The organism is Marinobacterium marinum (assembly GCF_013868415.1).
In the GTDB taxonomy this organism is placed as follows: Bacteria; Pseudomonadota; Gammaproteobacteria; order Pseudomonadales; family Balneatricaceae; genus Marinobacterium; species Marinobacterium marinum.
In genome coordinates this window covers 39433-53935 of the sequence record NZ_JACEMT010000001.1, presented here as the reverse complement: position 1 = coordinate 53935, position 14503 = coordinate 39433, and the positions used below count along the sequence as shown (strand labels likewise).

Here is a 14503-nt window from a genome sequence, read left to right as displayed (position 1 = left end):
CAGTGTTTCGCGAACGCTGTTGTCTCAATCGAGGAGGCGTATTCTACTGATCCCTGAACCGGTGTCAACGCCCTGAGGTAAAAAAGTTTCAAAATAATGAAAACAGCGTGAAAACGAACACAGGCGCCCAAGGGCGCCTGTGTCTAGCATATTACTCTTAGTGCAGCTGTATATCAGCCCAGGTAGAAGATGTGGTGCTTCTTCTTGCCCAGCTTGACCAGGAAGTACTTCCCGAAACGAGCTGCTTCACGGCTGAACAGGGCCGCCGCATTCATATTCTGATCCAAACCACAGGTCTGGTCATTGATCATCACGGCGTTACGCTGCAGAACATCCTTAACCTGCTTGCCGGAAGTCGCCAACCCGGCATCGGCAAACAAGGTCGTCAATGGCAGCTCCGCCAGGCTCTCGGGAACCTGTGTTGCCGGCAGACCATCCTGTTCCAGCTGAGCGTAATCTTCCGCGCTCAATTCGGACAGGTCTCCCGAGAACAGTGCTTCGGTAATACGGCGCGCAGCTTGCAAGGCGTCTTCACCATGCACCAATGCCGTCATCTGCTCTGCCAGAATACGCTGAGCTTCCGGACGACCCTCACGCTCGCGATCAGCGGTTTCAATCGCGTCGATTTCGCTAACCGACAGGAAGGTGAAGAACTTCATGAAGCGATATACATCCGCATCAGGCGTCTGCAGCCAGAATTGATAGAAGGCATAGGGAGATGTTTTTTTGGCGTCCAGCCATATTGCTCCACCCTCGGTCTTGCCGAATTTGGTGCCATCGGACTTGGTAATCAGCGGCAGAGTGAGACCATGTGTAGCCGCGCCGTTGACACGACGAGTCAGGTCGATCCCCCCGGTGATATTGCCCCATTGATCCGAACCACCAATCTGCATGGTGCAGCCATATTGACTGTTCAACTGCTGGAAGTCATAAGACTGCAGAATCTGATAGGTGAACTCGGTAAAGGACAAGCCCGACCCTTCACGTTCGATACGTTGTTTGACCGATTCCTTGGCGATCATTTTATTGACCGTGAAATGCTTGCCAATATCTCGCAGGAAACTCAACACATCCACACTGGCAGTCCAGTCATAGTTGTTGGCCAGAATGGCCCCGCCTTCGCGATCAAACTCGATAAAACGACTGATCTGGGCCTTGAGACACTCACTCCACTGTTGAACCACCTCTGCGGAGTTCAGCTGTCGCTCCTGATCCTTGAAGCTGGGGTCACCAATCAGCCCAGTAGCTCCGCCTACCAGTGCAATCGGCCGGTGGCCGGCATCCTGAAAACGCTTAAGCATCAGGAGAGGTACCAGATGCCCCAGGTGCAAACTGTCAGCAGTCGGATCAAAGCCACAATAAAGCGTCACTGGGCCCTGAGCCAAATGCTCAGCCAGTTCATCTTCATTGGTCATCTGTGCGATGAGACCACGGGCCTTAAGATCATCGATCAAACTGTTTGCGTTCATACCGCCGAAATCTCTCTGTAAAATTAAAGTAAGCAGGTCCCGCATTCTAAACCTTCACCGTAGACGGAACAAACCTGCTTCGCCTCCTGCCCCCTCATCAGACCATCCGACACCCGGGAATTTTCGTTATACTTTGTTGTCGACTCTTATCTTCCCTTGCTGCAAAACAGGTATCCCCGTGACACCCTTACTGCCACTTTTGCGCCGTTTGCCGCGGCTTCATCTTATTACCGCAGCGGCAACACTGCTCATACTGCTGTTCATCGTTCTGCTCTGGCCCACTTCCCCCACCTCCACGCCAGACCGCTCCGACCTTTACCCCACCACCGACACAGAACCTGCCCGCGTTGATGCGCTACAAGACACTGCCGAAGCACCCGCGTTGTCACAACCGCCCCAACCTGCCCCCAAGCCGGTTCCTCCCGTGCAGGAAAACTGGGTCGAGTACTCCGTCCAAAGCGGTGACAACCTGACTCGAGTGTTCAAGCGTGCCGGCCTGGGGCCTCGCGAAGTCTACCGAATTTCGCAAGCGGTTAGCGGCAGCGATGCACTGCAGCGACTGCGCCCGGGACAAACACTATCCTTCCTGATCGAAGGCGGCCTGCTGCACAAGCTGCGCCACACCCAGGACCGCCTCAGTTCCACTCTGATCGAAATGACCGACACCGGATATGAGGTGCAGCAGTTGCAGCGCACACCCGAAGCCCGAACACACTATACGGAAGGCACCATCCAGCGCTCACTGTTTCTGGACGCGGAAGCCGCCGGGCTGTCCAACAAAACAACTATGCAGCTGGCCGAAATATTTGGCTGGGATATCGACTTTGCTCTGGATATCCGGGCAGGCGATCATTTTCGCGTACTGTATGAACAGGATTTTCTGGATGATGAGCCGCTGGACCAAAGCCGTATACTTGCAGCCGAATTTACCAACAGGGACAACACCTTTGCCGCCATTCTTTTTACCGACGCCGAGGGGAACAGCCGGTATTTTGCCCCCGATGGACGCAGCATGCGTAAGGCATTCCTGCGCTCCCCGGTCGACTTCAGCCGCATCAGTTCTCGCTTCAAGCCGGAGCGTTACCATCCCGTACTGGGCAAAAAACGCCCGCATCGCGGTGTCGACTACGCAGCAGCAACCGGAACCCCCATCAAGGCAGCAGGCGACGGAAAAATCATCTGGCGTGGTACCAAGGGGGGATATGGACGTACTGTTATGCTGCAACATGGTGGCAATATCACCACGCTTTATGCCCATATGAGTCGTTACCAGAAAGGCCTGGCAAACGGCGACCGCGTCAAGCAGGGGCAAATCATTGGCTATGTAGGCGCATCCGGCCTGGCAACCGGCCCGCACCTGCATTATGAATTCCGCAGTAATGGTGTACACCGCAACCCGCTGACGGTTGATCTACCAGCCGCTCAGCCGGTTGCACCGAGCGAACAGACTGCCTTTCAGGCAGAGACCGAACGTCTCATGGCTGCGCTCGCCCAACATGCCCAAACCCGACTAGCCATGAATGAGGAGCCTCAAGAGTGAGCCGAGAATACTTTATCGGTCTGATGTCCGGCACCAGCCTGGATAGCATTGATGCGGTGATTGTCAGCTTTGAACCCGACTTTCACCTGCATGCCAGCCATTCTCATCCTCTACCCACCGAACTGCGCCGGCAAATCCTGACGCTGAACCACCCGGGGCCCAATGAAATCGATCAGCTTGGCCGCCTGGATGTCGCACTCGGCAGTCTGTTCGCCGAAGCCGTACAAGCCCTGCTAGAGCACAGCCGCTTCAACGCCACACAAATACGCGCCATCGGCAGCCACGGCCAAACCATTCGTCACCGACCGGAGCATTCTTTCAGCCTGCAAATCGGTGACCCGGCCCGCATCGCCGAACACACAGGTATCACCACCGTAGCCGATTTCCGGCGCCGAGACCTGGCTGCGGGCGGCCAGGGAGCCCCACTGGTCCCGGCCTTCCACCAGGCACTTTTTGCCCGGCCCGGGCAGGACCGGGTTTTGATCAACCTGGGCGGCATGGCCAATATCACCCTGCTCCCCGGTCATGGACAGTCACCTGCTTCAGGGTACGACACCGGCCCCGGTAACGTTCTGATGGACGCCTGGATACGCGATCAGCGTCAACGGGACTATGATCATAATGGTGAATGGGCTGCCAGCGGTCGAGTCGATGCACCGCTGCTTGCACAACTGCTGGCCCATCCCTATTTCGAGCGTCTCCCGCCCAAGAGCACGGGCCGCGAGCTGTTTGATCTGCACTGGTTGCAGCAGGCCCTCGCAGCCTGCCCGACTCGCCCGACAGCGGAAGATGTGCAGGCCACTCTGATGGAGCTGACAGCGGTTTCACTGGCGCAAGCGATCAAGCGCCACTCGCTACACCGGCCCGAACTGTTTCTGTGCGGCGGCGGCAGTCACAACAAGGCCTTGCAACAGCGACTGAACCACCATTTGCCGGATAGCGAAATTACCACAACCGAAACGCTCGGATTGCCACCCGATTGGGTAGAAGCCGCCGCTTTCGCCTGGTTCGCCATGAGAACATTGAATCAACAAACCGCTAGCCTGGCTGCCGTCACCGGCGCCAACGGCGCTCGTATTCTGGGTGCAATTCACCTCGCCCTGCCCGCCTAGGCCACACACAAAAACGCCGGCATGCATTGCCGGCGTCTGTCACTGAACGGCTGACTTGAGATTGGTCAGATCGAGAAGGAAGAACCGCAACCACAAGTTGTCGTGGCATTGGGGTTATTGATTACAAACTGAGACCCTTGCAGTCCCTCTCGGTAATCTACCTCGGCCCCTGCCAGATACTGGAAGCTCATCGGATCCACGAGCAGCACGACACCATCACGTTCAATCGCCGTATCATCATCGGCCATGTTCTCATCGAACGTAAAACCGTAAGAAAAGCCCGCACACCCGCCGCCAGTGATATAAACACGCAGCTTGAGGTTATCGTTCTGCTCTTCTTCCAGCAGTGATTTGACTTTGTTGGCTGCCGCCTCGGTAAACACCATGGCAGGCACCTGTGCAGTATCGCTCATAATTACACTAAACCCTCTTGGATGCATCGCATTCTGCCTAGACCAACCAAATCAGTCAAGTATTAACCGATCAAGGCATCATTGCGACCTGCTCCAAACCGGTCGTTTCAGGCAGGTCGAACATGATATTCATCACCTGCACCGCCTGCCCCGACGCCCCTTTTACCAGGTTGTCGATCGCTGACAACACCACCAGGGTATCTTCACCCTGAGGCTGATGCACACTGATCCGGCACATATTCGACCCTTTGACGCTACGCGTCTCCGGGTGAGACCCGGCCGGCATCACGTCAACAAAAGGCTCGTCACGATAGAACTCTTCAAACAGGCGCTGCAGATCCGGTGCCACCGGGTCTTTCAGTACCGAATACAACGTCGCGTGAATACCTCGTATCATCGGCATCAGGTGCGGCGCGAAGGTCAGGCCGACAGGACGACCGGCCATGCCACTCAGCCCCTGCTTGATCTCCGGCAGGTGACGATGTCCCGGGATGCCATAGGCCTTAACACTTTCACTGGACTCGGCCTGCAGCATCGCCACATTGGCACCACGGCCGGCACCGGTAACACCGGATTTGCAGTCGGCGATCAGGCGACGGTGATCGATCAGACCATTCTCCAGCAGCGGACGGAAACCCAGCTGCACGGCCGTCGGGTAGCAGCCGGCACAGCCGATCAGTTGGCCTTCCCGGATCGCCTCACGGTTGACTTCCGGCAGGCCGTAAACAGCCTTCTGCACCAGATCCGGGCAGGTATGCTCCAAGTTGTACCACTTTTCCCACAACTCGATGTCCTTGATACGGAAGTCGGCTCCCAGATCAATGATGCGCACACCACGCTCAATCAGTTCCGGCGCCATGCTCATGGCAACACCGTGTGGTGTCGCAAAAAACACCACATCACAGGCTGCCAGACGATCCACATCCGGCACCGTGAATGCGAGGTCGTAGTGGCCACGCAGGTTGGGGAACATGTCCGCGACGGGAATCCCCTCTTCGGAGCGGGAGGTGATCACCTCTACTCGTGCCCGAGGATGATTTGCCAGAAGACGCAACAACTCTACACCGGTGTAGCCGGTGCCGCCGACGATACCTACCTTAACCACATCAACCTCTCATCAGTGCGTAAAAACTGTTAGGGTATAATACTTAGCTGCTCAGCAGATGACTATGATGATCCCCTGAGTTCTCCATCATGCCACATCGACCGTTTTCTCTGGAACATTTTCGCCAACGCCTGGCCCATGCCGATGCACTGCCGCAACTGGTCATACTCGGCATCCTGTCCGGGCTGATGGCTGGCGGTCTGATCAGTCTGTTTCGCTCAGCCGATACTTTGCTGCACATATGGCTGCTGCCGGGCGGCACAGAGCGGTTCGAAGAACTTGATGACCTGCACCGCCTGCTGCTCCCCGTCGCAGGCAGCCTGCTGCTGATCCTGCTGTTTGCCTGCGTACCGGCACATGCTCGTTCGGTCGGCATTGTCCATATGCTTGAACGCCTGGCCAACTATGAAGGTCGCTTGCCCGCTTTCAACCTGGTCATTCAGGGGATTGCAGCCCTCATTGCGTTGGCCAGCGGCCATTCCGTCGGTCGCGAGGGTCCTGCCGTTCATCTGGGAGCAGGCGCCGGCAGCCTGCTCGGGCAGCGGCTGTCCCTGCCCAACAACTCCCTGCGCGTTCTGGTCGGTTGTGGGGCGGCGGCCGGGATTGCCGCGACCTTTAATACGCCACTGGCCGCCGTGATTTTTGCCATGGAGGTCATTCTGCTGGAGTACACCCTGATCGGCTTTCTGCCCATCATGGTCGCGGCCCTGGTTGGTGATATTGTCTCCCGCGCTCTGGTTGGCGAAGCACTGGTTTTCAACGCGCCTGAACTGTCCATTGGTGAACTGACTCAGCTGCCCCTTATCGCACTGCTGGGACTCCTGTGCGGTCTGCTCGCAACCGGCTTTCACTTGCTCCAGATGCAGGTTATCAAACTCAAGCACTGGCCGTTCCCGGTACGTTTTCTGCTGGCCGGGCTACTGACCGGAGTCGTCGCCTTGCAGTGGCCGGAGGTTATGGGAGGCGGTTATGACACTATTGAGTCCCTGTTCAACACGCCCAAGCCCATGCTCTTCCTGGCCGGACTGCTGCTGGCCAAATGTCTGCTGACCCCGATCGTGATCGGCCTGGGCATTCCGGCCGGCCTGATTGGCCCCACACTGTTCATCGGCACCGTTGCCGGCGCTCTGCTGGGTGCTGTCGGGGCCCTGCTGGCCGGCACGGCCCATACCGGCCTGTATGCCATGCTGGGCATGGGAGCCATGATGGCGGCACTATTGAATGCCCCGCTGGCGGCCATGCTGGCCATGCTCGAACTGACCCAAAATACCGGCATCATTCTACCGGGCATGCTGGCCATTCTGGTCGCCAATCTGACCACCCGCTTCGGTTTTGGCCTGCCGTCCATCTTTCATGCTTCCTTGCAGCGCCAGGGGCTGGATTTGCGTCAAGCCCCGCTGGCCCAGATTCTGTCTCGGGCAGCGGTCGGCAGCCTGATGCAACGAGATTTTGCCTCAACGCCCGCACAAATCACGCTAACCGAGGCGCGCCAGCTATTGCAACAGGCACCACACTGGCTGCTGGTCGGCACCGGTTCCCGCTCCGTTCTCATGCCTCCCGCAGACCTGCGCCAACACTTGGACAGCCTGACGGAAGAACACGATGGCCTCAGTATTGACCTGCTCAGTATGCCGGCCAGGCGTGCCGATCTTGAACCTTTGCTCTACCGCGCCACTCTAAAGGAAGCATTGAACCGCATGCAGAAAAAGCAGCTTGATTACCTGCTGGTCGTCAGTAACCAGGATGAACCCCTGGGGCTGATCAGCCGCCAGCAGATTGAAGAGTACTACAACCGGAAACAAACCCTATCATGACGCAACTTCACGGCCTGTACGGCCTGACCGATGCCACCCTGATGCCCACGGACAACATTCTGCTCGAGCATGTTGAAGCCGCCCTTAAGGGCGGTCTGAGCCTGCTGCAGTATCGCGACAAATCGACCGATCATTCGAAACGCCTGCGCCAGGCCCGCATGTTGCTGGAACTGTGCCGCCAGTATGACTGCCCCCTGCTGATCAACGATGATGTCGAGCTGGCCCACGCCAGCCAGGCCGATGGCGTACACCTGGGCCAACAGGATGGCAGCGTGGCGGCCGCCAGAGCCTACCTGGGGGCGCACGCCCGGATCGGCCAGACTTGCCACGCCAGTCTTGAACTGGCACACAAAGCCGTACGCGAGGGTGCAGACCATGTTGCCTTCGGCGCTTTTTTTCCTTCGCACACCAAACCTGACGCATGCCGGGCCCACCTGAGCCTGCTTCAAGCCGCCAAAACACGACTGAGCGTCCCGGTAGTAGCGATTGGCGGAATCAGTGTGGATAATGCGAGTCAGGTCATCGAGGCCGGTGCCGACCTGGTTGCCGTGGTACATGCGCTGTTCGCAGCCCCGGACATCCAGCAACAGACCGCCCGCTTCGTACAGCAATTCAACCTTTCGTAACAACCAACTTTCACCTTAAAGGAAGTGCTCCATGTCACGTTCAGAATCCCTGTTCCAGGCCGCACAGGCCCATATCCCCGGCGGCGTTAATTCACCGGTACGCGCTTTCAAGGGCGTTGGTGGTTCCCCGGTGTTCTTCAAACGTGGCGAAGGTCCTTTCCTGTTTGACGAAGACGACCGACGCTACATCGATTATGTGGGTTCCTGGGGCCCAATGCTGCTGGGACACGCCTACCCGCCAGTCATTGATGCCGTCCGCGAAGCCCTCGACAACGGGCTCGGCTTTGGCGCGCCAACCGCAATCGAAACGGACATGGCCAACCTGGTTTGTGAACTCGTGCCTTCAATGGATATGGTGCGCATGGTCAACTCCGGCACCGAAGCCACCATGAGCGCCATTCGTCTGGCCCGCGGTTACACCGGACGTGACAAAATCGTCAAATTCGAAGGCTGCTACCACGGCCATTCCGACTCCCTGCTGGTCAAGGCCGGCTCCGGTGCACTGACACTGGGAGAACCCAATTCTCCGGGCGTTCCCGCCGCCCTGGCCGAGCACACCATCACCCTGACCTATAACGACATCGATAACGTACGCAAGGCCTTTGCCGAAATCGGCGATCAGGTAGCCTGTATCATAGTCGAGCCGGTCGCCGGCAACATGAACTGCATTCCCCCTGCAGAAGGATTCCTGGAATGTTTGCGTGAAGTCTGTGACCAGCACGGCAGTGTGCTGATTTTCGATGAGGTGATGACCGGATTTCGGGTCGCACTGGGCGGTGCCCAGGCACACTTTGACATCCAGCCCGACCTGACCACTCTGGGCAAGGTAATCGGTGGTGGCCTGCCGGTCGGAGCGTTTGGCGGCAAGCGCGAGGTTATGGAACATATCGCTCCGCTGGGTCCCGTGTACCAGGCCGGTACTCTGTCCGGCAACCCGCTGGCCATGACAGCCGGTTTTGCCATGCTGCAAGCCTTGCGAGCAGAAGGTGTTTATGAGGCGTTGAGTGCCAAGGCCGAATACCTGACCCAAGGCCTGGAAGCCATGGCGGCCCGTCACGGCATCCCGTTCACCACCAACTGCGTGGGCGGCATGTTCGGTCTATTCTTCACCGAACAGGATACCGTAGCCTGCTTCGACGATGCTACGGCCTGTGATACAGAACAGTTCGGCCGTTTCTTCCATGGCATGCTGGATGAAGGTATCTATCTGGCGCCCTCCGCATTCGAAGCCGGCTTCATTTCCAACGCCCATACCGAAGCGGAACTGGATGCCACACTGGCTGCTGCAGACCGCGTCTTTGCCACGCTCGCGGGCTGATCGGAAGTGTTGGGTAACAGCCTTCTGCTGCTGGCGTCCCTTGCGGGCGCCATCCTGCTGTTGCGCCGCAGTGAACCACTGCCGGAGACCTCTCGTTCTCACCTGCAGGTCGGCAGCCTGAGCCTGGCGTTTGTCGCCATGGCCGCACTTGGACAACTGCTGCCTCTGCCCCATAACCAGGACACTGCCACGCTGCAGCGCCTGCTCGGCAACCTGGCAACCTATGCGGGCCTGCCCCTGCTGGCCACTGCCATGCTGGCGCTGGCCATGGGGCGACACTGGTCCAAAGCGGGCTGGGGACGCTGGCTGCTGGCGCTGTTTGCACTGTTTGAACTGTTCCGGCGCATGGGGCTGGGCGATGATTACACGTTCTGGCTCAGTCTGGCGCTGGCGGCCAGTCTACTGATCGCGGCCTGGCTGTTGCCTGATCACCTGTCACGACTGATGTGCGCTTTGGCAGCACCGCTTCTGCTGCTGAGCTTGAGCGCACCGAAACTGATGGGCTCGGGATTGTCTGACACGGCATTGCAGATGGCACAGGCCGCTGCTCTCCTGCTGATCAGCGGCTCTCTGCTGCGACACCCGCAAGCCGCCAGAATTTAATAGGCGGCTGCCTTCTGGCGGGCCTCACGGGCGCCCGCCTCATTACCGGCTTCCTGACGAATATCCGCCACCAGATTCCACAGTCGACGCAAGGCGCCCGACTGCCCTGACGCCACACTGACGCCTTTCAAAGCCACCTGCTCCGCCTGCAGAAACTGTCCCTGGCGGCGTTGCACATCCGCCAGTTGAACATACACTTCCGGGTCACGTGGGGCGATTCTCTGCGCCCGCTCCAGTCGGCTCTGCGCCATACGCAGATCGCCGCCGCTGCTGTCCTGGCGCGCCGTTTCCAGCAACGCAATAACCGCCGGGCTCTGCGGCTGACTCAGCACCGGTTCCGCAGACTGCTGTACCCGGGCCGCTGCCTGCTCGTCACGCTGCGCGCGAATCACCGGCATTTCACCAATCGGTGTCACTTTCACTCCGGACTCAGACTCCACCGGCACCGCCGTACCCGGCGAAGGGGACGGCGAGGTTCGGCTGCGATCCTCAACCGGCGTTTTGTAGCCATAGGGGTTGGGTGCAGCACAACCGGTCATAACCAGAGCCACGCCCAGCATCATATAAACCTTTTTCATAGCATCCTTCTATATTCAGTTAAACCAGTTGCGGAACCAATCGAGGGAACGCTCTACCGGACGATCCAGTCCGCAGTCAACCTTGTCTCTGGGCGCAGTTCCCGTTACGAACGGCAGCTGCCGCGACCCTTCACAGCGCGCATCCGAACGCAGACCTGTCGCCTCGTCAACCCACACATACTCGATACCGGCCGGCCGGGTCGCAATAAACGGCTCCGGGCGCTCACGGCGCATCAGTTCGGTCCAGACCCTCAAGGCGCCACTGCCCCCCGTAAAGGGCAACTGGGAGTTATCATCCCGCCCCAACCAGACAACGGCCAGACGATCGCCGGTAAAACCGGCAAACCAGCTGTCCCGCTGATCATTGGAGGTGCCGGTTTTACCCGCCAAATTCAGATTCTGCGGCAATACCGAATAGGCACTGCGTGCCGTTCCTTCACGTCCGGCTTCCTGCAGAGCGTACTGTAACAGATGCACGACCTCGGGTTTGACCTGCTGTTTCAAACTAAAAGGATAACGTGACAGCTCTGCACCCTCGGCATCGGTGACACGACGAATAACCCTCAAAGGCATTCGAAAACCGTTCGCCGCGATGGTCTGATAGATACTGGCCAATTCCAGTGGCGACAGGGCCTGAGCCCCCAGCAACAGGGAAGGATAAGGCTTGAGCTCACGCTCGGCCCCCAGACGTTGCAACATATCAATGACCCGGTCCACCCCCACATCCATACCCAGCCGGGCGGTTGACTGGTTGTAGGACAGTGCCAGCGAGCGATGCAAAGGGACCAGGCCATGACTGCGCCGATCGAAGTTCTGCGGTTTCCAGACATTACCGCCCGGCAGCTTAACGCTGAGAGGCTCATCCTCCAGCATCGAATTCAGCGTATAACCACGCTCCAGTGCCGCCAGATACACAGCGGGTTTCACCAGTGAACCGATCGGGCGCAACGCATCCAGCGCCCGGTTAAATCCTTGATAACGGGTGTCCCGACCACCGATCAGCGCCAGCACTTCACCGGTTTGCGGGTCAGTAACGACCATACTGGCTTCAAGTCCTGAGGCGCGCTTGCCATAGCGTTTTTCCAGTCCCTGAATACCCGTATCCAGCGCTGCTTCAGCACGCGTTTGCACCAGCGGATCCAATGCGGTGAACACTCTCAGTCCCTCGGTGCTCAAATCTTCGTCACGGTATTCTTCTCGCAACTTGCGTTTAACCAGATCCAGATAGGCCGGGAAAGCTCCCTTGTGCAAACTTCGCTGTTTGACCACTTCCAGCCCGCGTTGGCGCGCACTGTCATATTCGGTCTGACTGATCTGCTTCTGGTCATACAGCATTTTCAAGACCAGGTTGCGACGCTCCAACGCCCGTTCCGGGTGGCGGCGCGGGTCATACCAGGATGGTCCTTTGACCATGCCCGCCAGCAACGCGACCTGATGCAGATCCAGCTCCTGTACCGGACGAGCAAAATAATACTGGCTGGCCAGGCCAAACCCATGGATGGCACGATTTCCTGACTGACCCAAATAGACTTCGTTGAGATAGGCCTCCAGAATTTCATCCTTGCTGTAGTGCAATTCCAGCAACATCGCCATTGGCAGCTCCAGCAACTTACGACTGAGCGTACGTTCCGACGTCAGATAGAAGTTTTTGATCAGCTGCTGGGTCAAGGTACTGCCGCCCTGAACAAAACGCCCCGCCCGCACATTCACCCACATGGCACGGGCAATGCCCTTGAAGGACACGCCCCAGTGGTCATAAAACGCCTGATCTTCCACTGCCACCAGTGCTCTCGCCAGGTGTGACGGTGCCTCGGAAAGCTTGATCAGATCGCGATCTTCATTGGATTTCGGGTAGATACCGCCGATCAGCATCGGTTCCAGGCGCACCAACGGCAAACGTCGACCTTCAGCATCGCGAATATCGTTGATCGTGTCGCCCGAAAACGTCAGCAACATGTTCCGCGCAGGCTCGGCACCATCCGGAAAGTTAAAGCCTCGCGTCCGAATGCGTGCGCGACTGCTGGCCCACTCAACCGCACCCGGCTGACCGGCATTGCGCACGAAACGATAATGCAGCCCCTTCAGCTCCTGCTTGAGTTCATCACGACTCAGCCGCTGCCCCGGATACAACTCCAGAGGTCGAGCATAGACCTTGGCCGGCACAGCCCAGCGCTTGCCTTCAAATTTACTGCGTACCTGGGCATCCAGATAGATCAGACCAACTCCCACCATGACCGTCAAGACAAGCCCCAGCTTCAGAAGCCAGCGGAACAGTCGGACCATACGGGAAGGTTGTTTGGGACGGCGCGTCCTGCGCCCTTTCGAGGGGGGTGTTCTCTTTTTACTCATCGGGTCAGTATAATCTCATGCCATCGCTGACAACAGCTGGAGCCTCATGTTACCCAAATTGATCGAATCATTGCGCGACCCCGCCCGCTATCCACATGCGGTGGAGCAGGTCGAAGTGATCGAAACCCATATATCTTGGTTGCTGCTCACCGGTGAGTACGCGTACAAAATCAAAAAGCCGGTCAACTTCGGTTTTCTGGACTTTACCACGCTGGAACAGCGACGCCACTGTTGCGAGGAAGAAGTTCGACTGAACCAGCGCCTGGCGCCGGATATCTATATCGGCCTGGTGCCGATCGGGGGCAGTGACGATGCTCCCGAATTGGGGGCGGACGACGGCATCATCGACTATGCGGTCAAAATGTACCAGTTTGATCCTGAACTGCGCCTTGACCGTCTGCTGCAACGTCACCTGTTCGAAACTCACTGGATCGACCTGCTGGCAGAACAGATCGCGGCCTTCCACCAGCGTATACCGATCGTGGCCCAGGACAGCCCCTGGGGTGAACCCGAAACACTCTGGGAAGCTGTCGCCGACAACTACCGTCATATCCAGCCGGACCACCTGGAAGCCGAAGACCGTCTCCTGCTGCAGCAGCTGTCAACACGGACCGCCGAGAACTTCCGCGCCCTGGAGGGCCTGATGCGCCAGCGCAAGCGGGAAGGGCATGTCCGTGAATGTCATGGTGACCTGCATCTGGCCAACATCAACCTGTTCCACGACGAGTTGCGTCTGTTCGACTGCATCGAGTTCAACCTGGAATTTCGCTGGATCGATACCACCTCCGATCTGGCTTTCCTGTTGATGGATCTGGAGGCCAACCAGCAGTTCCGCTGGGCCAACCGCTGCCTGAACCTCTATCTGGAAAGAACCGGTGACTATTCGGCACTGCCGCTGCTCAATTTCTATAAGGCCTATCGCGCCATGGTCCGCGCCAAGGTTGCCATGCTCGGTCTCCAGCCCGATGTACCGACATGCCGCCATTACCTGCACCTGACCGAGCATTACTGCCGCACACGCTCGCCGGCCGTTTTTCTGATGCATGGCGTCAGTGGCAGCGGCAAAAGCTACCTCAGCGAACGTCTGGCCGAGGCCGTGGGCGTGATTCGTATCCGCTCGGACGTGGAACGCAAACGCCTCTACCGTGAACTGAGCCTGCAGGGACTGTCACTGGATCTGTATGGTGCCCAGATGAACAGCCGCACATCCCAGCACCTGCTGGAGACGACTGCCCTGATGTTGAAGGCCGGCTACTCCGTGGTTGTCGATGCCACCTTCATCCATCAACGCACCCGTAATGCCTATGTCGAGCTGGCAGCGCTGCGCGAAGTCCCCGTCCGCATCATCAGTTGCCACTGTGAGCAGAACCTGATTGAAGCGCGTCTGAAGCGCCGCCGGGAAGAAGGGCTGGATCCCTCGGATGCAGATGTTGATGTCATGCACGAGCAGTTGAAGGTGATGCAGCCACTGAGCAGTGAAGAGCAATTGATCACCTTGCCGGTCGACACACGCGATGACGAGGCCATCGAACAGCTGATGGCACAGCTACGAGCCCAGCGCCTGATAGGAGACTGA

Annotated in this window: 12 protein-coding genes; 7 read left to right on the top strand and 5 right to left on the bottom strand. The window is 58.2% G+C overall.

Translation table 11 applies throughout. The annotated features are described in order from the left end of the window. Window positions 1–173 precede the first annotated feature (173 nt). On the bottom strand, window positions 174–1469 hold the full coding sequence (tyrS, locus tag H1S06_RS00240; RefSeq protein ID WP_181736284.1) for a tyrosine--tRNA ligase: 1296 nt from the start codon (window positions 1467–1469) through the stop codon (window positions 174–176). Window positions 1470–1647: 178 nt separating this feature from the next. Between tyrS and H1S06_RS00235 the strand changes: the two genes are divergently transcribed. After that, entirely contained in the window at window positions 1648–3009 is a 1362-nt protein-coding gene (locus tag H1S06_RS00235; RefSeq protein ID WP_328515286.1) for a peptidoglycan DD-metalloendopeptidase family protein, read from the top strand. Beyond that, window positions 3006–4121 (top strand): anhydro-N-acetylmuramic acid kinase, encoded by a 1116-nt coding sequence (locus tag H1S06_RS00230; protein ID WP_181736282.1) that lies wholly within the window; start codon window positions 3006–3008, stop codon window positions 4119–4121. Before H1S06_RS00235 ends, H1S06_RS00230 begins: the two co-directional genes overlap by 4 nt. 65 nt (window positions 4122–4186) lie before the next feature. Here H1S06_RS00230 and erpA read toward each other — a convergent pair whose 3' ends face one another. After that, on the bottom strand, window positions 4187–4534 hold the full coding sequence (gene erpA, locus H1S06_RS00225; RefSeq protein WP_181736281.1) for an iron-sulfur cluster insertion protein ErpA: 348 nt from the start codon (window positions 4532–4534) through the stop codon (window positions 4187–4189). 70 nt (window positions 4535–4604) lie between these two features. After that, a complete protein-coding gene (argC, locus tag H1S06_RS00220; protein WP_181736280.1) occupies window positions 4605–5639 on the bottom strand; it encodes an N-acetyl-gamma-glutamyl-phosphate reductase in 1035 nt (344 codons plus the stop codon). Between the two features lie 89 nt (window positions 5640–5728). Between argC and H1S06_RS00215 the strand changes: the two genes are divergently transcribed. Genes H1S06_RS00215 through H1S06_RS00200 form a run of 4 tightly spaced genes read left to right on the top strand, consistent with a single transcriptional unit; the run spans window position 5729 to window position 10000 of the window. Continuing rightward, window positions 5729–7453 carry a chloride channel protein gene (locus H1S06_RS00215; RefSeq protein WP_181736279.1) on the top strand — a complete coding sequence of 575 codons (1725 nt, stop codon included), beginning with the start codon at window positions 5729–5731 and terminating at the stop codon, window positions 7451–7453. Next, entirely contained in the window at window positions 7450–8079 is a 630-nt protein-coding gene (gene thiE / locus H1S06_RS00210; protein ID WP_181736278.1) for a thiamine phosphate synthase, read from the top strand. The genes H1S06_RS00215 and thiE overlap by 4 nt, the downstream gene beginning before the upstream one ends. 31 nt (window positions 8080–8110) lie before the next feature. Then, window positions 8111–9397, top strand: coding sequence for a glutamate-1-semialdehyde 2,1-aminomutase (hemL, locus tag H1S06_RS00205; RefSeq protein ID WP_181736277.1), 1287 nt, complete (start codon window positions 8111–8113; stop codon window positions 9395–9397). A 6-nt stretch (window positions 9398–9403) separates the two neighbouring features. Next, entirely contained in the window at window positions 9404–10000 is a 597-nt protein-coding gene (locus H1S06_RS00200) for a hypothetical protein (RefSeq protein ID WP_181736276.1), read from the top strand. Here the strand turns inward: H1S06_RS00200 and H1S06_RS00195 are convergent. Together H1S06_RS00195 and mrcB are read right to left on the bottom strand one after the other, a co-directional pair. Then, on the bottom strand, window positions 9997–10578 hold the full coding sequence (locus H1S06_RS00195; protein ID WP_181736275.1) for a tetratricopeptide repeat protein: 582 nt from the start codon (window positions 10576–10578) through the stop codon (window positions 9997–9999). The two genes, H1S06_RS00200 and H1S06_RS00195, sit on opposite strands and share 4 nt — an antisense overlap. 15 nt (window positions 10579–10593) lie before the next feature. Beyond that, window positions 10594–12927, bottom strand: coding sequence for a penicillin-binding protein 1B (mrcB, locus tag H1S06_RS00190; protein ID WP_181736274.1), 2334 nt, complete (start codon window positions 12925–12927; stop codon window positions 10594–10596). Window positions 12928–12973: 46 nt separating this feature from the next. Here mrcB and H1S06_RS00185 point away from each other — a divergent pair, with 46 nt between their 5' ends. Then, window positions 12974–14503, top strand: coding sequence for a bifunctional aminoglycoside phosphotransferase/ATP-binding protein (locus H1S06_RS00185; RefSeq protein WP_181736273.1), 1530 nt, complete (start codon window positions 12974–12976; stop codon window positions 14501–14503).